Origin of the sequence: Photobacterium lucens (assembly GCF_009873615.1) — a bacterium.
In the GTDB taxonomy this organism is placed as follows: Bacteria; Pseudomonadota; Gammaproteobacteria; order Enterobacterales; family Vibrionaceae; genus Photobacterium; species Photobacterium lucens.
Map to the genome: position 1 here is coordinate 1 of NZ_SSMG01000437.1, position 20,728 is coordinate 20,728.

Genomic DNA, 20,728 nt, shown 5'->3' on the forward strand with positions numbered 1-20,728 from the left:
CATTAATTTCTATAAACATATAATTTTGTGTCTATTAACTAGCTATTCATTAACGCTTTTGGCTATTAAGTAGCCGCCAATAAGAGCGCTAATTTATAAAATTCAGAGTTTGTGACGATGTAACAATTTTATTTAAGCATAAATCATATGAGTGTGTTGGTGTTTTTATAAAGGAAAATGGGATGATCAAAAGCTATGAATACCAAGCATAGAGGGTCAACCAATTCAGCATTTAGAAGAAAACAAGTTTAGAAGCGGCAGGTATTGGGGCTTTCGATCTTAAACGTTATGCATTAAAAATCGTTGGATTAGAAAAAGTAGAATGATAGTGACCAATTAGAAAAGTTTAACTTGGATATTAGTGATTCATTGATAGATGCTGACCAAGAGATCATTGAAAATTATGAGCTAATCTTTAAGGCGCTTGAAAGTTACAAATCAATTCTGGAGAACGAACAATGACAACGAAAGTGTGCCAATATTTTTCTTACGATAATCAAAACCAAGTCCAAGCGATGGTTTCAAATATCACCGCTGAGAACGTTGAAGATGTACAACGTAGCACCAACGATACATTCAAAATCGGCATGTGGTTTTTATCAAAAGTTATCGAAGGACATCAGTTTGAAATTTATGGGCCATTCGAGTCAGCTGATGCAACAATGAAGTTTGCACACGAGCATCATGGAATTACTAGTTACCGAGGTGCGCCTGAATTTGATGATGGCATGGACGAACTGCTTGAAGCACTTAAAACTCAGTAACCAATAAATCTACCAAGCCAAATCACCAACATTTCAATATTATACTCAAGTGCGCATTATATATATTATGTTAAATAAGGTATCTGGTTATCAATATCTCATTAGATGATAGTCCGATGTTTATCATCCACCGCTACTCTGCCGCTTCTATAATTAAGCTATTTAACAGTATTGGTTATTTACCATAAAATAGGTAATTAACATCCATTTTAAATACTGCTGCAAATGGTCAGTTTGCCTTGTACTTAAAACTTGCTGTTAATTACCAGTGATTCGATCAGTCGAATCACTGGATCTCAGACACAGATAGCTGTTGTTCTTTGAGTACTTGATATTTTTCAAGTAACTCATCAAGTTCGTTTGAGCAGATTGGTTTTGCTAAAAAGCCATCCATGCCGATTTCATGATAGATTTTTTGGTCACTTTGCATGGCATTTGCCGTTAAAGCGACAATTGGAATGGTAATTTCTCGTCTTCTAAGCTGTTTTGTTGCTTCTAATCCATCCAAAACTGGCATTGAGATGTCCATAAGCACTAAATCGAATTTTTTGTGACCCTGTAACAGTACATTTATAGCCTCTTTACCGTTATTAGTTATCGCAACTTTATGTCCTCGACGCTCAAGCATCAGCTTAGCTACCAATTGGTTAGTGTTACTGTCTTCAGCTAGTAAGATATTTAAAGAGCAATTCGATTTATGTGTAGATTGCGTATCACTCTTACAACTCGTCACTGACGGATAAACAATGGGAATTGCGATTTTAAAGCAGCTACCTGTTCCAAGCTCACTTTCGAGTGAGATCGTACCGTTCATTTTTTTAATTAAGTATTGGCTAATGGCCAGACCTAATCCTGTACCACCATAACGTCGTGTGATACTGCCATCCGCTTGATGAAATGGATTAAAGATGTTTACTTGAGCGTCTTTTGCAATACCAATACCTGTATCTATTACTGCTATCTCAATAGTTTCGTCAACTTTTCGCGCAACAACACGTACCGAACCCACACTGGTAAACTTCACTGCATTGCCGATTAAATTAAACAATACCTGTGCAATACGATTTTTATCGCCATAGATTTGTTTGGGTATTGAGTCATCTATTTCGCATTGGAGCTGAACATTTTTCTTGGTTGCCTGTGGTGATAACTGATCTGAAACTAATTTAATGCTTTCAACAATATTAATGTCGCTGTTAAAAAGCCTAAAGCTGCCAGACTCTATCCGGGATAAATCCAAAATATCGTTAATAATTGTCAGCAGTAAATGTGCAGATTGATCCATCTGAGATAGCCACAAGCGCTGTTTGCTGTTTAAGCCCGACAACGATAATGACTCCATTAAACCAAGAACTGCATTAAGAGGTGTACGAATTTCATGACTCATCATCGCAATGAACTGAGATTTTGCTTTATTAGCACTCTCCGCTTGCTTTCGAGCTTCTTGTAGATCGAAAAGTCTTTTCTTACGACTCGTTATATTTTTAGCCGTACCGCGATAGCCTTGTAGTTTGCCGTACTTATCAAAATATGGTGTGCCACTGAAACTAAACCATTGTTCAGTATCGCTATTAATGACATTCCACTCTAAATCTTCAAAAACAATTTGTTTTGCTAATTTATGCTTAAGGCGATTTTGGAATTGCGGATAATCTTTAAAAAAGTCGAGGAAGTTATCACAAGTGATTTGATAATTTGCGATATGCGGTTCAGAGATATAAGTGAAATTATAATTGATATCGATTTCCCAAAACCAATCACCTGCTGTTTTCGCAAAATCTTTGAATCGTTGTTGGCTGAATGTAAGTTGCTGTGTTCTTGCTGCAACTAATGACTGCAAACGTTCACGGTAATCAATATCGATAATTGCACGAGCCAATAATGGCCTAAAGCGATTAAGCACTCGACGACACCGTGGTGTAAATTGACTCTTATCGTGACTCATTAAGATCATGACTGCATCGCTTGAACTTACTTTCACCCCTGTTAGCAATGCGGATTGATAATCATTAAGTGCTTCTTTGGATTGACTGCGAAATTCAATAACATCTTTCGGTGAATACAATGCAATACATTCACCATTAATGGCACGCTTAAATGTCGTTTCCATTAGCCATGAACTCGTACCAAATCTATTATCTGTACTGACTAATACGTCCAGCATTGATTGATCATCTTCACGAGTTAAAACTAGAGCCTGATCAAATCCGATAAACTTCCGGAGAACTTCTAATAAGCTGTTGAATACTTGGCGTTTATCATTTGCCCCTGCCATTGCTGAAATGCCTTCCAAGATCGCTTCATTCTCATCTTGAAGTTGACTTTCTCGCTCTTGGCTACGTAATAAATCAATGACGGTTTCTTGTAGCTTTTCTGATTCTGAACTTATCATTATGGGCTACCTATCCTTCATGAAACACTGCAGCAGAAATCATTAGATTACCGTGCGCATTCTCACCACTGATAAACTGCCCTTGTTCACCAAAGGTAAATGGCGATACATAAGGCTTATTCTGCATTGCAATATTTACACCAGTCGCAACATCATTCATGCGATTTTGGATTTTCAGCATACAACCTGCACAGAAGATTGTAATACCACCAATAGGATGGAGCTTTGTTCCATTAGTAGCTTTCACCACCCGACTGGCTCGTGAAATCAAACGTTCGTCTGTCCCATCCATAAAGTATAAACGTTCATCTTGCTTAACTTCGGCAAACATTTCTATACCTTTGCGCTCAGTAATATGTGCAGGATGTGCCAATTTAAAATATGGCAAATCGAAATACTCACCGGCAAAACGTCCGAGAGGATTTAAGCTACTTTCGCTAATAATATTGCTATTAACATCAAAAGGTAATCCCATCCATTTTTGATAAACTTCGGATGCTGGCTTGTTATCTAGTTCTATGACTTCCCTATTTTCCACTTTGGTTGCTATGGCTGATAAACCAGTACTGGCGTAGCCAGAATGAAATGAAAGGCTGACTTCACATGTTGGATAAAATACAGCAATACCAACACCTTCATTAACACGTTGTTCATGATTAAATATCTGCCATTTACCGGCAATGAAATCATCAGCAGCCGAACCACCGATAATAGGAACGGTATTCCCTAATTCTTTTTCAATGCCTTGGATGACTTGCTCTTCAAAACCTGGAGTTGCATGAAGCAATATCAATGACGGCAACTCACCAATACGCCCACTATTATGAATTGCTTTTAATGTCGCTTGTCGACCTATTTCATAGGGAGAATCATAATTTGAAACGATAGCTGTACCATAAGCACCATGAAAATCATTGATCGCCCAAAGTGCTAATCCAGTGCCATTAAAGTATCCTTCATTGGTCATCAAACCTTGGCAGGTGGTACAACCTAAAATGGGTGTATTGGGATATGCTTGTTCAAGCTCAGATTGCAGAACATCAATATCATATTTTTCGGAGTAATAAATAAGTAACAATGAAGGCATTGCAATCTTCATATTCAATTTTGCAATTGCTTCATTTATCGCATCAAAAGATGAAGTCTTTATTGAGTAACTAGTGGTTATATCCATATCAATATGGCTCTCATCCAAGAATTTAATATCACATCCATGCTTAATATTATCAGTAATTAGCACAATTTAAGTGATAATCTTACCTACATCTTATTAGATTAGCTTAACTTGTCGTATCATGTTGCAAATAATTGTAACTTAAGGATTATGAACGTGGATTCAAGCTCAAATAAAGTTGTCATTGTCACAGGTGGTGCCAATGGTATCGGCAAAGGGATTTGTAAATATTTGACGCAAAAAAACATCACTGTTGTTGCGTTAGATATTAATGAGCAAGCTGGATTTGATCTCGTTAACGAAGAACCTCGTATCCGCTTTCGTTTGGCGGACGTAACACAGATATCGGATATTCAAAAAACATTGGATTGGGTCACTACCCAATTTGGCAGACTTGATGGTTTGGTAAATAACGCAGCGATTGCTAATCCTTATAATACCCCTTTGCATCAATTACCTTTAGATGAATGGCATCGAATTTTAAATGTGAATCTCACCTCTCCTTTAGTCATGAGTCAGCAATGCCTACCTTTACTCACTGAAAGTAAAGGACATATTATTAACATGAGTTCGACAAGGTATCTCCAATCTGAAGCAAATACAGAAGCTTACGCGGCAAGTAAAGGTGGTATTGTTTCACTTACACACGCATTGTCAGTCAGTTTAGCTCCTGACATTAAAGTAAATTGCATCTCACCGGGTTGGATCCATACTGATACCAGTGAGCTACGAGATATTGATCATCAACAACATCTATCAGGTCGTGTCGGTAATGTCGATGATATTGCGGAAATGGTCGCTTTCTTGCTCAATAGCCAAGGTTTTATCACTGGTCAGAATTTCGTTATTGATGGTGGCATGACGAAGAAAATGATTTATTCAGAATAAAAAATAGCACTGAATCAGTGCTATTTTCTGGTTATTTCTTAACAACGAATTGTGCTTTGATTGGTTGTTCGTTGATTTTAATGTCCACTCCCCACGTCATCGAATCATGGGTACATGCTGGAACAGTAAACTCGCCAATCCATGTATTTTCATCCTGTTGTGAAAATACAACGGGTACTGTTCCCATGTTCATGCTAACGCCAGCTACCACACCTACCGGCTTAACATTAATGTTGGAAACTTGTAATTTTATTGGTGATTGAGCTGATAATTGCTTGGTTAATAAGCTCACTTCAACGGTCTTATCAAGTAGCGAATATTGGCAATTTTCGGTATTTAATGAGCATATCTTAACGTCACCATCAAGCTTTTCTTCTTGATCTGTTGAGGTGTATGTCACTGTTCTCCAAATAAAAGCTGAAATTAATACAGTCATCAACACGAGTATTTGAATTAAGCGCCCTCTAGTCAGTTTTTCTGCTGCCATTATAGATTTTATTCCTGTGTTACAGAGTTCAAAGTTTTCACATAAATGTTACTTAAGCGTAAAGGTTATGTGGCTATTCGCCTGTCAAAACTGTGTCGACTCAAGTATTATGTGCAATGAAAATGCCACTTTTACATAAAAATAGCAATTTGAATCTTATTTGGATCTTGTCTTAATGAGTCTTCTTATAAGCTTTGGGTGGTATTGCGACAACTTGTTGTTCGCACAGGGAAAGTAGTGTAGTTAGCATTATATAGTGGAAGCATGCAATATGAGCCAAGTTAAGCAGCTTGAACAAAACTATAACTATACAGTCGTTCGTCAATTTGCCCTTACAACCATTTTATGGGGTATTGTCGGTATGGCTGTTGGTGTCTTTATTGCCGCTCAGTTAGTCTGGCCGGCTCTAAACTTCGATATTCCGTGGTTAACTTATAGCCGATTAAGACCGTTGCATACCAACGCAGTGATCTTTGCATTCGGTACAAGTGCCTTATTTACTTCATCTTATTACGTTGTCCAACGTACCTGTCAAACCCGTTTGTTTGGTGGCAAACTCGCCGCATTTACCTTTTGGGGATGGCAAGCCATTATCCTTTCTGCTGTATTTTCTTTACCGCTTGGTTTTACGACCAGTAAAGAATATGCAGAACTAGAATGGCCTATCAGTATTGCTATTGCTGTTGTTTGGGTTGCTTATGCTATCGTTTTCTTCGGTACCATGATCAAACGTAAAACATCACATATTTACGTTGCAAACTGGTTTTTCGGGGCATTTATCTTAACTGTTGCCGTGTTACACATTGTTAACAACCTTGCTATTCCAGTATCCATGACAAAATCATATTCGATTTACTCAGGTGCTGTGGATGCAATGGTGCAATGGTGGTACGGGCATAACGCTGTAGGCTTCCTGCTAACCGCAGGTTTCCTTGGTATGATGTATTACTTTGTTCCAAAACAAGCCGATCGCCCTATTTACTCTTACCGTCTATCTATTGTTCACTTTTGGGCATTGATCTCGCTTTATATTTGGGCTGGCCCTCACCACCTTCATTACACAGCATTACCAGATTGGACGCAGTCACTGGGTATGGTGATGTCATTGATTCTATTCGCTCCATCTTGGGGTGGTATGATCAACGGTATTATGACGTTGTCTGGTGCATGGCATAAGCTACGTACCGATCCTATTCTTCGCTTCCTTGTTGTTTCATTGTCTTTCTACGGTATGTCTACCTTCGAAGGCCCAATGATGGCAATCAAGACGGTCAACGCCCTATCTCACTACACTGACTGGACCATTGGTCACGTACACTCTGGTGCTTTAGGTTGGGTCGCAATGATCTCTATCGGTTCGCTATATCACTTGATTCCTAAGTTATTTGGTCAAGAGCGTATGTACTCAATCAGACTGATCAATGTGCACTTCTGGTTAGCCACCATTGGTACAGTGCTGTACATCGTATCAATGTGGATTTCTGGTGTAATGCAAGGCCTGATGTGGCGCGCAGTAAACAGCGATGGAACATTGACTTACAGCTTTGTCGAGTCATTACAAGCGTCTTACCCATTCTACTTTGTACGCTTTATTGGTGGTTGTATCTTCTTAGCAGGTATGTTCCTTCTTGCTTACAACGCTTATAAGACAGTGACAGCACCACGCGAAAGTTTAAAAGCTATCGCTGAGCCACAACCAGCATAAGGAGTATGCGCAATGTCTAAGAAATTTAGTCACGATATTGTCGAGAAAAACGTTGGTTTACTTTCGATATTGATCATTGTGGCGATCAGCTTTGGGGCATTAGTAGAAATCACCCCACTACTTTATCAAGATCAAACCACAGAGCCTGTAGAGAATTTACGCCCTTATACAGCGTTAGAAATGGAAGGTCGTGATGTTTACATCGCCAATGGTTGTAACGTTTGTCACAGTCAAATGGTTCGTCCTTTCCGTTCTGAAACTGAGCGTTATGGTCATTACTCAGTAGCGGGTGAAAGTGTATGGGAACATCCATTCCTATGGGGTTCAAAACGTACAGGTCCTGATCTGGCTCGTGTTGGTGGTCGTTATTCTGATGAATGGCACCGTGTTCACCTTATCGACCCTCGTGCTGTTGTGCCAGAGTCGAATATGCCGGGTTTCCCTTGGCTTGAAGACAATGTTTTAACGGGTGAACTCACAAGTAAAAAGCTACAAGTGTTCCGCGATCATTTCGGTGTACCGTACAGCGATGAAGAAATTGCCAATGCAGGCAATGACGTGAAAGGCAAAACAGAAATGGATGCTTTGATTGCGTACCTTCAGTCACTTGGTCATGCAATGAAATAAGGAGATATCATGGATATTGGTACTGTACATAGTATTTGGACCGTGATTCTGTTTACTAGCTTTATTGGCATCATTGTATGGGCATACAGTAAACGTCAAAAATCACGTTTTGATGAAGCGGCTAATCTGGTTTTTGCTGATGACGAACTGGATAAATCGACGCTTGAAAGCGAAAGGAGCAAGGAAGCATGACCACTTTTTGGAGTATTTGGATCACTGTCATCACCTTAGGCACTATTTTGGGCGTTGCCGTCATTTTATGGTGGTGTTCACGTGACGATATGGGCGTTAAAGAAGGTGAAGATATGGGGCACGAATACGATGGTATTCGTGAGATCAACAACCCATTACCGAAATGGTGGGCCTACATGTTCTGGGCAACCATTGTTGGTGGTCTTGTTTATCTAGTCCTCTTCCCTGGTTTAGGAAGCTTTAAAGGCGTATTAGGCTGGCAAAGCTCTGATCAAACTGTACGCTCAATTGAAGAATCAAATGCGGCTATCGCAGCAGCACAAAGCAACAAATCGTTAGATCAATATGCGAAAGAACTCAGCGATGCAGACACTAAGTTTGGCGCTATCTTTAAGCAATTAGCCTATAACGATACTGGTTCAGAATATCGCCCTATTACTGATATTGCCCAGAACCCTGATGCGATAAAGGTTGGTCAGCGTTTGTTTCTACAAAACTGTGCGCAATGCCATAGCTCAGATGCACGTGGTCAAACAGGCTTCCCTAACCTTGCTGATAACGCATGGCTGTACGGTGGCGAAGCTGAAACGATCAAAACAACAGTGATGCATGGTCGTGAAGGTGTCATGCCAGCATGGCAAGAAACGTTAGGCGATGATGGCGTCCGTGAAGTAACAAGTTATGTACTGAGCTTATCTGGTCGTAAAGTGAATGCCAAAGAAGCACTAGCAGGTAAACAACGTTTTGTAGTTTGTGCGGCATGTCATGGTACAGACGGCAAAGGTAACCCTGCTTTTGGTGCACCAGATCTTACAGACAGAACTTGGCTATATGGCGGTTCACGTAAAGCTGTTGAAGCAACAATCGCTCATGGTCGTCAAGGTATCATGCCAGCTTGGGCTGATATATTAGGTGAAGATAAAGTCCAACTTATCTCTGCATATGTCTGGAATTTAAGTAACCCAACTGAACAACAACCATCCAATTAACACTCAGTAACAAGTTTATTAACAATAAACTTTAAAAACTGAGACATGCATCCTAGCCCCTGACTCGCTCAGGGGCTATTTTCAAATCAAACATCTTCATCAATTATTCAGTCTAAATAGCAAAAGGTGAACTTCTATGCAAAAGCCTTGGTATAAGCAGTTTTGGCCTTGGTTTGTTTTTTCTATCCCTGCAATTTCAATCATCTATAGCTTAACGGCGGTATATATTTTCTCAAATAACCAAGTCGATTTAGTGGCAGAGGATTACTACAAAAAAGGCAAAGCAATCAATATTGATCGTTCTCGATTACATGTTGCTGATGCATTAAATATTCACGCAAATATTGCAGTTAAAGAAGATAAGAATGTCACTATTAATTTAGACAAAGGTGACTTAAAACAGCAGCCAACAATTCGCGTAACATTTTCCCACCGAACATTGGCAGATAAAGACTTTAGTCAAATGGTAAATGCCGATTTAAAAGGAACGTATCATTTCGTTACACCAGAATCATTAAATGGTCCTTGGTTTGTTGAAATTGAACCTTTTAAAGGCGACTGGATGTTGCAAGGACGCGTAAACGTACCAACATCTTCCCCGATTTCGTTGTACGGGCAGAGTAAGGAATGACAAAAGAAAAACATGTAAATCATGACTGCTACCACTGTGGCGATCCAATACCAAGGGGTAGCTTATTCTCTGTAGAAATTCTGGGGCAAGCACGCCCTATGTGCTGTCCTGGTTGTGAAGCCGTTGCCACAACTATCGTTCAAAGTGGCCTCACCTCCTATTATGAATATCGTACGGAACCTGCGGAAAAAGCGGATTTAGTACCAGAGCAACTTCAATCATTATCGCTCTATGATCATGCTGATATTCAGCAAGACTTTGTTCGCACAACTGATAAACATCATAGTGAAGTTTCCTTATCGGTTGAAGGCGTATCTTGTGCGGCTTGTGCATGGTTAATTGAAAAACAGTTGGTGCGAGAAGCCGGTGTTATTTCGATACGTGTGAATACAACGACACATAGAGCATTACTGGTGTGGGATCCAGAACAAGTACAACTTAGCCATTTACTGAATGTTATTCATAAAATCGGCTATAAAGCCTCACCTTTTGAAGCTGATGCCCAAGAGCAGCAATATCACAACACCATGAAGCAATACCTATATAAGTTAGGTATTGCAGGAATTGCGACGATGCAGGTCATGATGCTGGCTATTGCATTGTATTTCGAGGTTTTCGGCGATTTAGATCATGAGTTTCGTAACTACTTACGTTGGGTGAGCTTAATTTTCGCAACCCCTGTTTTGCTCTACTCTGCATTACCTTTCTACATCAATGCTTGGCGCAATTTAAAAGCCTTTACTCTTGGGATGGATGTTCCCGTTTCGATAGCCTTACTGTTTGCCTATGCTGCAAGTTTGTACGCAACTGTCATGGAAAAAGGTGAAGTCTTTTTTGAATCCATTTCCATGTTCACTTTCTTCCTATTACTTGGACGCTTTTTGGAAATGCGTGCTCGTCGTCAAGCGGCCGCAGCCAGTGCAAACTTATTAAAGCTCATACCAAGTATGGCAACCCTTGCCAATGGTGAACAAATTGCAGCTAAAACTCTAAAGATAGGTGACGTTGTCACGGTATTGCCTGGAGAGCATTTCCCTGCCGACGGTGAAATTCAAAAAGGACTCACCACTGTTAACGAATCCATGTTAACTGGTGAATCTGTGCCAGTTAAACGGACTATTGGCGATACCGTTTATGCTGGTACGATTAACGGTGATGGTAATATCACCATGGTGGTTACTGTTAATCGTAATAACTCGTTAATTTCAAATATTGTCCGTCTTCAAGATGAAGCTCAGCTATCAAAGCCAAAAGTTGCAGAGCTTGCTGATAATGTTGCCCGTTACTTTGTTGCCGCCATTTTGATCATTGCGGCTGCCACATGGTATTACTGGCATCAACATCAACCAGAAGATGCGCTATGGATCACCCTAGCGGTATTAGTCGCAACCTGTCCATGTGCATTATCTTTAGCCACACCAACCGCCATTACCTGTTCAACATCAACATTAGGGAAACTCGGTATTCTGCTGCGCCGTGGTCATGTTCTTGAAACCTTATGTAAAGTGAATCGCCTCGTACTGGATAAAACCGGAACCCTAACAGAAGGCAACGTAAGATTAATAGAAACAAAAATATTTAGTGATCTGTCTGAGCAACAAGCATTGATGTATGCCGCTGAACTTGAACGTTTTGCCAATCACCCAATTGCTCAAGCCTTTAGTTCTTACCGTCATGCTGACATATTGTTTGATGATGTTGAGAACGTTATTGGTTGTGGTTTGAAAGCTGATCATAATGATAACGAGTGGCGTATTGGGAGGTATGATTTTGCGATTTCATCAGAAACAAATAAAACACATCAAGATCATATGCACTATTCAGTTTGGCTATCTTGTAATGGTAAACCGATTGCAGCCTTTAAATTAGACGATCCTATTCGACAAGAAAGTTTTCAGTTAGTTGAACAATGTCAACAGCAAGGCATTCAAGTCACTATGTTAACAGGTGATAATTCTATTCATGCTGAAACAGTAGCAAAGCAACTTCATATTGATGAAGTCATAGCGAATCAAAGCCCACAAGGTAAACTTGATTATTTGAACAGATTACCACCATCAGACATCGTTCTTATGATGGGTGATGGTGTGAATGATGCACCTGTTCTTGCTGGTGCTCACCTCTCTGTCGCTATGGGTGGAGGCACTGATATAGCGAAATCTTCAGCAGATATGGTACTACTTGGTGATAAATTAGAACGCATTTTAGAAGCACGAACGTTGGCTATTAAAACCAGAAAGATTATCCGTGAAAATTTATCCTGGGCCTTAGGCTATAACTTGATCATCTTGCCATTGGCGGTTTCTGGCCTTGTTGCCCCTTACATTGCCGTTATTGGCATGTCAGCAAGCTCAATTATCGTTGTATCAAATTCTTTAAGGTTATTAAAATAAATGGAAAGTCTTTACATATTAATACCTATTGCCATTATTTTTGTCTGCATAGCCGTTGGTATCTTTTTATGGGCAGTAAAAAGTGAGCAGTTCGATGATTTAGAGCGTCGTGGCTACGATATTTTATTTGATGACGATGACACTAAACATAAAAACGCTGTTTCCGATTCTGATCCAATCAAGAATAAACACCCCCAACAGCAAGATAACGATAATGCCTAATTTAGATCTTTATGCCGCATTTCTTATTGGCTTAATGGGGGCGGGTCACTGTGTTGGTATGTGTGGTGGTGTAGCTGCAGCCATTACTATCGGTATGCCTGAAAACACCACCAACACTAAGCGTTGGGTTTACCTACTCAATTACAATATTGGTAGGCTCTCATCTTATACCATTGCAGGCGCTTTAATTGGTGCCGCATTAGCTGGTCTATCGACACTCAATGGCACAACTAACCCTCTGGTATATATGCGACTTTTCGCTGCCATCATGATGATTGTATTGGGTTTATATATTGGTCAATGGTGGTTTGGATTAACTTCCATAGAACGTATCGGGCAAAAATTTTGGCGTCATATTTCACCGTTAGCCACAACGTTACTTCCACTCAAATCTCCCGTTAAAGCATTACCTTTCGGCTTTCTCTGGGGATGGCTTCCTTGTGGTTTAGTCTACTCAACATTAACTTGGGCTGCTGTTTCTGGAAGTGCTCTAAATGGTGCCACAGTGATGTTAGCATTTGGTCTTGGCACACTCCCCGCTATGCTGGCTATAGGAGGCTTTGCAGATAAGCTTAAAACGTGGTTAAAAAACCGTGTTTTTAGGCGTATAAGTGCCTTATTATTAATAGCTTATGGTCTTCAAACTGGTTACATTGCAATCAATCAAATATTGTAGCCTTTTTATTACTCGTAATAATGCTTCATAATATGTTAAAATATTGACCTACATCAAATTGGTTAGACAGGCATATGATTTCAGACAAGCTTACAACAAAACGAATCCAATCAGGCGGTTGTGCTATTCACTGTCAAGATTGCAGTATTAGTCAGTTATGCATTCCTTTCACTCTGAATGAGTCTGAATTAGACCAGCTGGATCAAATTATCGAGCGTAAAAAGCCGATCCAAAAAGGTCAGGAACTGTTTAAAGCCGGTGACGAATTAAAATCACTATATGCAATTCGTTCTGGCACGATTAAAAGTTATACCATTACTGAACAAGGTGATGAACAAATTACTGCGTTCCACTTGGCTGGTGATCTTGTTGGCTTTGATGCAATCAATGAAATGCAACATCCAAGTTTCGCTCAATCATTAGAAACGTCGATGGTTTGTGAAATTCCATTTGAAATCTTAGATGACTTATCAGGTAAGATGCCAAAGCTTCGTCAACAGATCATGCGTTTAATGAGTAACGAGATCAAAGGCGACCAAGAGATGATCTTATTACTTTCTAAGAAGAATGCTGAAGAACGTCTTGCTGCTTTCTTATACAACCTATCATTACGTTTCTCACAGCGTGGCTTCTCCCCTCGTGAGTTCCGTTTAACCATGACACGTGGTGATATTGGTAACTACCTTGGCTTAACTGTTGAAACAATTAGTCGTTTGCTTGGTCGTTTCCAAAAATCAGAAATGTTAAGTGTTAAAGGTAAATACATTACGATTATCGATCATGATGAGTTAGCCCGTCTTGCAGGTGTAGCTAAAAATACTAACTTGTCACAACAGTAATCTTCTTTTCATTTACTGTGTAGCGAAAGCATCGTTATTAACGATGCTTTTTTATTACTTCTAAATCCTGCCTTTTCGTTTATTTATTTGCTCAACGTATCAAAGTTTGCAAAATTTTGGCTAATATCATTCCCATAACTTCCTATACTAGGTTACAGTGTTTATAAGGATTTATTTTAATCTCTTGAAATAAAAGCATATAGCAAAGGCTATGCGACTTTAGTGTTTAGGTTAACCACTATCAAGAGACTGCCTACACGCTGTGTGTAAAGGAGGCATTATGCAAAAGTATAAAAATATCTTAGTTGTTGCAGATCCAGAAAAAGCAGAGCAACCTGCCATTTCACGTGCAGTTCATATCGCTAAGATGACCAAAGATGTCAAAATTATTGTCTTCTTAGCTATTTATGATTTTTCTTATGAAATGACATCCATGCTCTCGTCAGATGAACGTGATGCTATGCGTCGTGGTGTTGTCATGCAACGAGAAGAATGGCTAAAAGAAATCATCACGCCATACATCGACCAAGGTATTGATATTGAAATCAAAGTGGTTTGGCATAATCGTCCTTATGAAGCTATTATCGCTGATGTGTATAGTCAAGATATCGACTTACTTGTAAAAGCAACGCATGAACATGATCGTTTAGGTGCAGTTATTTTCACCCCAACCGATTGGCACTTACTGCGTAAATGTCCAATTCCTGTATTGCTGGTTAAAGGTAATAATTGGCCTGAGCGCGGCAAAGTTTTAGGCTGCGTGAATATTTCTACTGATGATGATACTCACGATGGTCTGAACGATAAAATCGTAAAAGAATCTTTAGCTTTTGCCTCTATAGCGAATGCTGAGGTTAACTTGGTCAATGCCTACCCTGCCACACCGGTTAATATTACGATTGAATTACCAGAATTTGATCCTGCTAGTTACACCGATGCTGTTCGTGGTCACCACTTAACAACAATGAAAGCATTACGCCAAAAGTATGGGATCAGTGAAGAGCAGACTCATGTACTTGAAGGCTTACCTGAAGATATCATTCCGCAAGTTGCCAAAGATATTAAAGCCGAGTTAGTTATTTTAGGGACTACAGGTAGAACAGGGTTATCTGCAGTATTTATTGGTAATACCGCTGAAAATACCATTGATAGTTTAAATTGTGATTTGCTAGCGCTCAAGCCTGATGGTTTTATCAGCCCACTTGCACCAAATCTTGATTAAGAAAAGGCCTCAATTGAGGCCTTTTTTTCTGCTATTTTTTAGCGTCTTCTTGCATGGTTAGCCATTTCGCAAACTTGGTAATGTACCACTCATTTGCTTTTTTCTCGCAGTAAGAACGGCTTAATTTGCGTTTTTTCCATTCAGCAGCAACAGCGACGCGTGTTTGATTTGAACTGCGCTTATTTAAGTAAACAGCACATAACTGATCATTACTCATCTGCTGAGCATAGCCATTTACTTGTCCTCCCCCTAAGCCCAACTGTTCAGCTTGGTGTGAGCTACATCCTGCTAATAAAACAAGGCTAGAAGCCAATAAAATGCTACGTAACATAGTCATCTCGACTGTCGAAATTTTTGCTTATCTTATCAGCTTAAAAACTCAAAGAATATTCATTAAATATAACTTGTGAGCTTAGATCATTCTTATTTTTAATACTCTTATCAATAGGGCAAAAACTAAAATATCAGTAAGGATTCTTCACTGGTCAACGCCATGAATAATTATCGTTTTAAACATCGTTATGTCTGTTGTCTTGCCTTATTTTTTTCAAGTTTTGCGTTTTCTCTTGGGATTAATGATAGTAAATACATAGAATTAGGTGGCAGCTTAGACCCCAGCATAGTAAATAATGTTAGCGCTGTTTTAGAACAAAATGCCAATGCTGAACGATTTAATGCGGTCGGCTTAGTTGTTGCTAGTGGCTATTGTTCAGGAACGTGGTTAGGTAGCGATGAAACACACAGTTATATTTTAACTGCCGCTCACTGTTTAGCAGGTTCCGAAGGCACTGAATATTCAGGGCAATATGTCACATTTAAACAGCAAGATGGAACAGTGCTTGCTGCTGGTCAATCAACCAATTATTTTCAAAACTTTACCGATTGTAGTAACGATATTGCTGTAGCAAAGATCCCCAAAGTTGCAGATCCTATTGATAGTGCAGGTAATGTGATCCCCCAACCTCTAGTCGATAACAAGCTAAACACAGATTTACTGTTAAGCCCTACTACTTTTACTGGGTTTGGTATTTTTGGTACTCGCACATTAGGTCAATTAGCCTATATAGGCAAACGTCATGGTGAAGGTCATATACGTTATTACTACCGTGATTGTTTAATTAACCAAGCAATAGAGAATACAGACTCTTGGGCATTTGGTAGCCCTGGTGATAGCGGTTCTGCGATTTGGCAAACACGTAACGATCGTCAAGTTGCTGTTGGTGTCACTTCATGGTGGTTTGGTTGGTATTACGGGTATTCAGGTCATGCCCCTATAGCTCTTCATATTGATTGGCTAAAAAGTGTTGTCCCAATGCTACAAACGCTTGATAACCAAGAACCCGAGCCGCCAGTTGTTGGACCTCAATGGTTATTGACAGAAGAAGCTCCGATAGAAACCGATCCTTTAGAGCAAGATGTCCGAGGCTCCGTTTATTATGTTAAAGGCCAAAATGTTGTTGATGGCCCAACACGTTTCATCTGGCGCTACCCTCGTGATTTAACGAAGTTCTCTGTCATGATGGTTGATCCTGCCACCAATGTTGAACATAAAGTCTGGTTAAGAGGTCAACGTAAAACCCATTGTGGTTGGGGAAGAATTAATAACAGTGCATGGTGTTACCCTGCACCTAACTTAGGCCAACTAAAACTTGAATTCTCACAAACAGATAATCCGAAGCTGCCAATTGGTTCTTATGAAGGTGTGTTTAGCCTAATGGCGAAAAGCCTCTATGACTACAACTATTCTGATGAAGTAGAAGTTGCTGTTGATATTGCTATTACATCTTTACTACCAAGCGATGGGTTAATTACTAGCGACACTCCGTATGTCGGACCTCGTTATGAAGAAACCGTTTATGGCACCGTTTATTATCTGTCAGAGCACAGTATCAGCGGTAATCGTGTTGTATGGCGTCGATATAATCGTGGTCACACTAAACTTGAAGTAGAAGTTAAAAATACCACAACGGGTGATATTGAAACGGTCATTTTACGAGGTGAGCGTAATCTCGGTTGTGGTTGGACAATCATGAATAACGCCGCCTACTGCCGTTATCAACGCCCTATTTATGGTGAGTTAAGAGTCAGCTTCATACCTGATGATAACGTAGGATTACCGGTTGGTGAATACGTTGGTTCCGTTTCTATCACGGCTAAAGGCCTACATAATAGGAATTTCCGCAAAGATCTTAACTTCGATGTTCAACTCAACATTACAGAGTAATTTATGAAAAGAGTGACCCAATATTTTAGTCTTGCCCTATTTATTGGGTTGCTCTGTATCTTTATGTTCAAACCGACTAAGGAGATGAATGCAACACAACCCCCCAAAGTAGCCAATAAAGTAGAGAAGCCTTCTACTGTTGATGCTATTAGTGAAGATGTTGCAGAAAAAACAGCAAACTTTGAATCGTTAATTAGTGATGAAATCGTTAATACCGAAGATGAACGCTATGTTGCAGAGGAAGACATTGAAGGTAATCCACTTTTACATGGTAATCGAGGCTATCACGCATCTCAGCCTATCATCACGGAAATTAACCTATTAACAGGTGAAGATCTCTGGCATTACAAACCTAATTTACTAGACAAAGTGAAAAAAGAGCAAGGTATACCAATGCTACCTATAGAAAGCATTGTAGAAATTAATGACGAACTACTTACCGATTTAAAAGTCGGTGATAGCTTAGTCTTCACCATGCCCAATGGTGCAGAACAACAAATAGTAATAGCAAAAATAAATAAGATAAGTGACAAAGTCACTGCATGGGATCTTCAGAATACACAGCGTCAAGATATAGGAAAGATCACACAGATAAATGACTTAACAGAGGGTTCGTTTATTACTGATAGTAAAGACGAATATCACTTAAGGACAGTGAAAAATAAAGGATGGTTAACAAGCAAAAAACAGTTAATTAGTAATAACAATGAGGCAGTATATAGAAACAGTGAAGCTTATTCTGATCTCATTAAATGAACGGGCTTAGGAAGAGCCCGTTCTTTCTTATGTTTAGATGTTGGTTACATCGATAAACATAGATTCATCAATATTCGTTGATGATACCGTCGCTTCGTTAAAGGCATATTCCGCCTTCTCACCTTCACGATCTAGTGGCAAGTTAACAAAATCAAATAGGCTCTTATCTGCTAACTGGCTTGGGCTGATGTTTTGGATTGATTTGAAGATTGCATCAACACGGCCCGGCGTTTTCTTATCCCAGTCAATCAACATTGCTTTAATGCTTTGACGCTGAAGATTTTCTTGTGAACCACATAGGTTACAAGGAATGATCGGGAATTCTTTATGCTCTGCATATTTGATCAGATCTTTTTCACGACAGTACGCTAACGGGCGAATAACCACGTTACGACCATCATCAGAACGTAGTTTAGGTGGCATTGCCTTTAAACGAGAACCATGGAACATGTTTAGGAACAAGGTTTCCACGATATCATCTAGATGGTGGCCTAGAGCAATTTTTGTCGCTCCAATTTTCTCAGCAAATGAGTACAGCGTGCCACGACGTAGACGAGAACAAAGACCACAAGTTGTTTTACCTTCTTCGATCTTCTCTTTTACTACTGAATACGTATCTTTATCTACGATGTAGTAAGGAATGTTAAGGCTAGCAAAGTACTCTGGAAGAATGTGCTCTGGGAAACCAGGTTGCTTTTGATCAAGGTTTACAGCCACAACATCAAATTTAATTGGTGCTGCTTTTTGTAGATTTAGCAAAATATCCAGCATCGCAAATGAATCTTTACCGCCACTGATACATGCCATAACAACATCATTTTCTTCAATCATGTTGTAGTCAATAATAGCGTTACCGACATTACGACGTAGACGCTTTTGCAGCTTATTAAATTCAAGTACTTCTTTACGATTATCTGTCTGATTCATTACTACTTCTCTCACCATCGGTAACACCGACAGTAGAATTGCTGGATAAGAATTTATAGGGCGTGAATTATACGGATTTTCAACCAAACAGGAAATAGTTAACTACGGTTAAAATATTAACCAGAAATTAGAGACAAAAAAGCTCGGCCTAAACCGAGCTCATTTGAAAAGTGTTGTGTGATTAGCTAAATAAACCAGCAAAGAACTTCTTCACATGATCAACTAAGCGGCTAAAGATACTGCCTTCTTCCACAGCATCTAGTGCTACAAGTGGTTGAGACCCCACTTCTTTACCATCAACCAAGTAAAGTACCTTACCCACTTCTTCGCCTTTAGCGATTGGGGCATCTAACTCACCATTAAGCTCCACGCTTGCTGTTAGTTTTTTAGTATCATTGCGTGACAGCGTAACGTAGCTTGACTTATCAACACCTAACTCTACGTTCTCTTTATTACCAAACCACACACGCTCAGAAATGATCTTATCGCCAGCTTTATGAGGAACGACTGTCTCAAAGAAACGGAAACCGTAGTTTAACAATGCCTTACTTTCACTTTCGCGGATCTTAGTACTCTTGGTACCCATCACTACTGCGATTAAACGCATGTCGCCTTCAGTAGCAGAACTCGTTAAGCTGTAGCCTGCACCACTGGTGTAACCGGTTTTCATGCCGTCTACATTCATGCTCTTATCATGTAGCAGACCATTACGGTTACGCTGAGTAATGTTGTTATAAGTGAATGATTTTTCGCTATATAACGGGTAAATATTAGGTAAATCACGAATTAACGCTTGGCCTAATAACGCAATGTCGTATGGCGTGGTGTAAAGATCGCCATGATCCAAACCGTGTGGGTTCGCAAAGTGAGAGGAATTCATCCCTAACTTCTTCGCCCATGAATTCATCAAGCCAACGAATGCCTGCTCTGAACCTGCAACGTGTTCAGCAATCGCAACACTTGCATCATTACCAGATTGAATAATTAAACCACGAAATAAATCCATCAGTGGCACTTCACTACCCACTTCAATAAACATCTTTGAAGAATCAGGGAAATTACGCGCCCAAGCATTACGGCTGATCACCACCACATCATCTTTACTGATGTTGCCCTGTTTCATTTCTTGACCAGCAACGTAGCTCGTCATTAACTTCGTTAAACTTGCTGGATTTAATTTTTCGTTAGCGTTCTTTTCAACTAATACCTGGCCAGTATTGTAATCCATTAAAACATAACCTTTCGCACTCAGTGTTGGTGCATCAGGAATAACAGATGGTGCTGCTAGTGCTGAAAATGACACAGTACAAAGCGCAGTAACACCAACGAGAGAGAAAAGCGGCGAGGTCTTTTTCATTTGAGGCAAAGTCCCTTAAAAATACGATAAAACAATCTAGATAACTATTCGCAATAAAATGCAGCAACAGATTAAACCAAATAGGTATATAGATTGATGTCCATTATAACGTTATAAATGCGAAAAACTTGCTTTTGTAACACTGTCTTACGATTTCGTTTTTGTCTTCACATTTATAGCCTTAATCCTGCTAAATATAAATGTTTTATCTTGCCTCTATCACGTTTTTTGTCGCTTGCTCACGTTGTGATAAATTTTTAAAC

At 39.6% G+C, this 20,728-nt stretch carries 20 protein-coding genes; 14 read left to right on the forward strand and 6 right to left on the reverse strand.

The genetic code is table 11. The features are described from left to right. Nucleotides 1-458: 458 nt before the first annotated feature. Nucleotides 459-764, forward strand: coding sequence for a hypothetical protein (locus tag E5A76_RS17575; RefSeq protein WP_161119724.1), 306 nt, complete (start codon nt 459-461; stop codon nt 762-764). 286 nt (nt 765-1,050) lie between these two features. On the opposite strand, the gene E5A76_RS17580 is transcribed toward E5A76_RS17575, so the two are convergent. Then, nucleotides 1,051-3,156 (reverse strand): hybrid sensor histidine kinase/response regulator, encoded by a 2,106-nt coding sequence (locus E5A76_RS17580; protein WP_107166973.1) that lies wholly within the window; start codon nt 3,154-3,156, stop codon nt 1,051-1,053. 10 nt (nt 3,157-3,166) lie between these two features. After that, nucleotides 3,167-4,330, reverse strand: coding sequence for an FIST signal transduction protein (locus E5A76_RS17585; RefSeq protein WP_161119725.1), 1,164 nt, complete (start codon nt 4,328-4,330; stop codon nt 3,167-3,169). A 156-nt stretch (nt 4,331-4,486) separates the two neighbouring features. Between E5A76_RS17585 and E5A76_RS17590 the strand changes: the two genes are divergently transcribed. Then, entirely contained in the window at nt 4,487-5,218 is a 732-nt protein-coding gene (locus E5A76_RS17590) for an SDR family oxidoreductase (RefSeq protein ID WP_053989733.1), read from the forward strand. Between the two features lie 31 nt (nt 5,219-5,249). Here E5A76_RS17590 and E5A76_RS17595 read toward each other — a convergent pair whose 3' ends face one another. Further along, nucleotides 5,250-5,705, reverse strand: a complete 456-nt coding sequence (locus E5A76_RS17595) for a hypothetical protein (protein WP_161119726.1) — start codon at nt 5,703-5,705, stop codon at nt 5,250-5,252. Nucleotides 5,706-5,976: 271 nt separating this feature from the next. Here E5A76_RS17595 and ccoN point away from each other — a divergent pair, with 271 nt between their 5' ends. From ccoN to uspE, 10 genes are all read left to right on the forward strand, one after another. Next, nucleotides 5,977-7,410, forward strand: coding sequence for a cytochrome-c oxidase, cbb3-type subunit I (ccoN, locus tag E5A76_RS17600; RefSeq protein ID WP_053989735.1), 1,434 nt, complete (start codon nt 5,977-5,979; stop codon nt 7,408-7,410). Nucleotides 7,411-7,422: 12 nt separating this feature from the next. Then, nucleotides 7,423-8,037, forward strand: a complete 615-nt coding sequence (ccoO, locus tag E5A76_RS17605) for a cytochrome-c oxidase, cbb3-type subunit II (protein ID WP_008987053.1) — start codon at nt 7,423-7,425, stop codon at nt 8,035-8,037. A 9-nt stretch (nt 8,038-8,046) separates the two neighbouring features. After that, entirely contained in the window at nt 8,047-8,229 is a 183-nt protein-coding gene (locus E5A76_RS17610) for a cbb3-type cytochrome oxidase subunit 3 (RefSeq protein ID WP_008987052.1), read from the forward strand. Continuing rightward, a complete protein-coding gene (gene ccoP, locus E5A76_RS17615) occupies nt 8,226-9,218 on the forward strand; it encodes a cytochrome-c oxidase, cbb3-type subunit III (protein WP_161119727.1) in 993 nt (330 codons plus the stop codon). The genes E5A76_RS17610 and ccoP overlap by 4 nt, the downstream gene beginning before the upstream one ends. A 136-nt stretch (nt 9,219-9,354) precedes the next feature. Further along, entirely contained in the window at nt 9,355-9,849 is a 495-nt protein-coding gene (locus tag E5A76_RS17620; protein WP_161119728.1) for a FixH family protein, read from the forward strand. Beyond that, nucleotides 9,846-12,242: a heavy metal translocating P-type ATPase gene (locus E5A76_RS17625; RefSeq protein ID WP_161119729.1), complete on the forward strand. Its 2,397-nt coding sequence runs from the start codon at nt 9,846-9,848 to the stop codon at nt 12,240-12,242. Before E5A76_RS17620 ends, E5A76_RS17625 begins: the two co-directional genes overlap by 4 nt. Further along, nucleotides 12,243-12,464 (forward strand): cbb3-type cytochrome oxidase assembly protein CcoS, encoded by a 222-nt coding sequence (gene ccoS, locus E5A76_RS17630; protein ID WP_053989739.1) that lies wholly within the window; start codon nt 12,243-12,245, stop codon nt 12,462-12,464. Further along, nucleotides 12,457-13,140 (forward strand): sulfite exporter TauE/SafE family protein, encoded by a 684-nt coding sequence (locus tag E5A76_RS17635; protein WP_107166978.1) that lies wholly within the window; start codon nt 12,457-12,459, stop codon nt 13,138-13,140. The genes ccoS and E5A76_RS17635 overlap by 8 nt, the downstream gene beginning before the upstream one ends. A 74-nt stretch (nt 13,141-13,214) precedes the next feature. Next, entirely contained in the window at nt 13,215-13,979 is a 765-nt protein-coding gene (locus E5A76_RS17640; protein ID WP_053989741.1) for an FNR family transcription factor, read from the forward strand. Between the two features lie 280 nt (nt 13,980-14,259). After that, entirely contained in the window at nt 14,260-15,201 is a 942-nt protein-coding gene (uspE, locus tag E5A76_RS17645; RefSeq protein WP_161119730.1) for a universal stress protein UspE, read from the forward strand. A 31-nt stretch (nt 15,202-15,232) separates the two neighbouring features. Here uspE and E5A76_RS17650 read toward each other — a convergent pair whose 3' ends face one another. Next, on the reverse strand, nt 15,233-15,532 hold the full coding sequence (locus E5A76_RS17650; protein WP_161119731.1) for a hypothetical protein: 300 nt from the start codon (nt 15,530-15,532) through the stop codon (nt 15,233-15,235). A gap of 162 nt (nt 15,533-15,694) precedes the next feature. Between E5A76_RS17650 and E5A76_RS17655 the strand changes: the two genes are divergently transcribed. Then, the gene (locus E5A76_RS17655; RefSeq protein ID WP_107166981.1) at nt 15,695-17,425 is read left to right on the forward strand and encodes a trypsin-like serine protease; all 1,731 of its coding nucleotides are present in this window, start codon (nt 15,695-15,697) and stop codon (nt 17,423-17,425) included. 3 nt (nt 17,426-17,428) lie between these two features. Continuing rightward, nucleotides 17,429-18,181, forward strand: a complete 753-nt coding sequence (locus tag E5A76_RS17660; RefSeq protein WP_237459110.1) for a hypothetical protein — start codon at nt 17,429-17,431, stop codon at nt 18,179-18,181. A gap of 33 nt (nt 18,182-18,214) precedes the next feature. On the opposite strand, the gene ttcA is transcribed toward E5A76_RS17660, so the two are convergent. Then, nucleotides 18,215-19,108, reverse strand: coding sequence for a tRNA 2-thiocytidine(32) synthetase TtcA (gene ttcA / locus E5A76_RS17665; RefSeq protein ID WP_161119732.1), 894 nt, complete (start codon nt 19,106-19,108; stop codon nt 18,215-18,217). Between the two features lie 181 nt (nt 19,109-19,289). Continuing rightward, nucleotides 19,290-20,465: a D-alanyl-D-alanine carboxypeptidase family protein gene (locus E5A76_RS17670; protein ID WP_008987040.1), complete on the reverse strand. Its 1,176-nt coding sequence runs from the start codon at nt 20,463-20,465 to the stop codon at nt 19,290-19,292. Nucleotides 20,466-20,728: the final 263 nt, after the last annotated feature.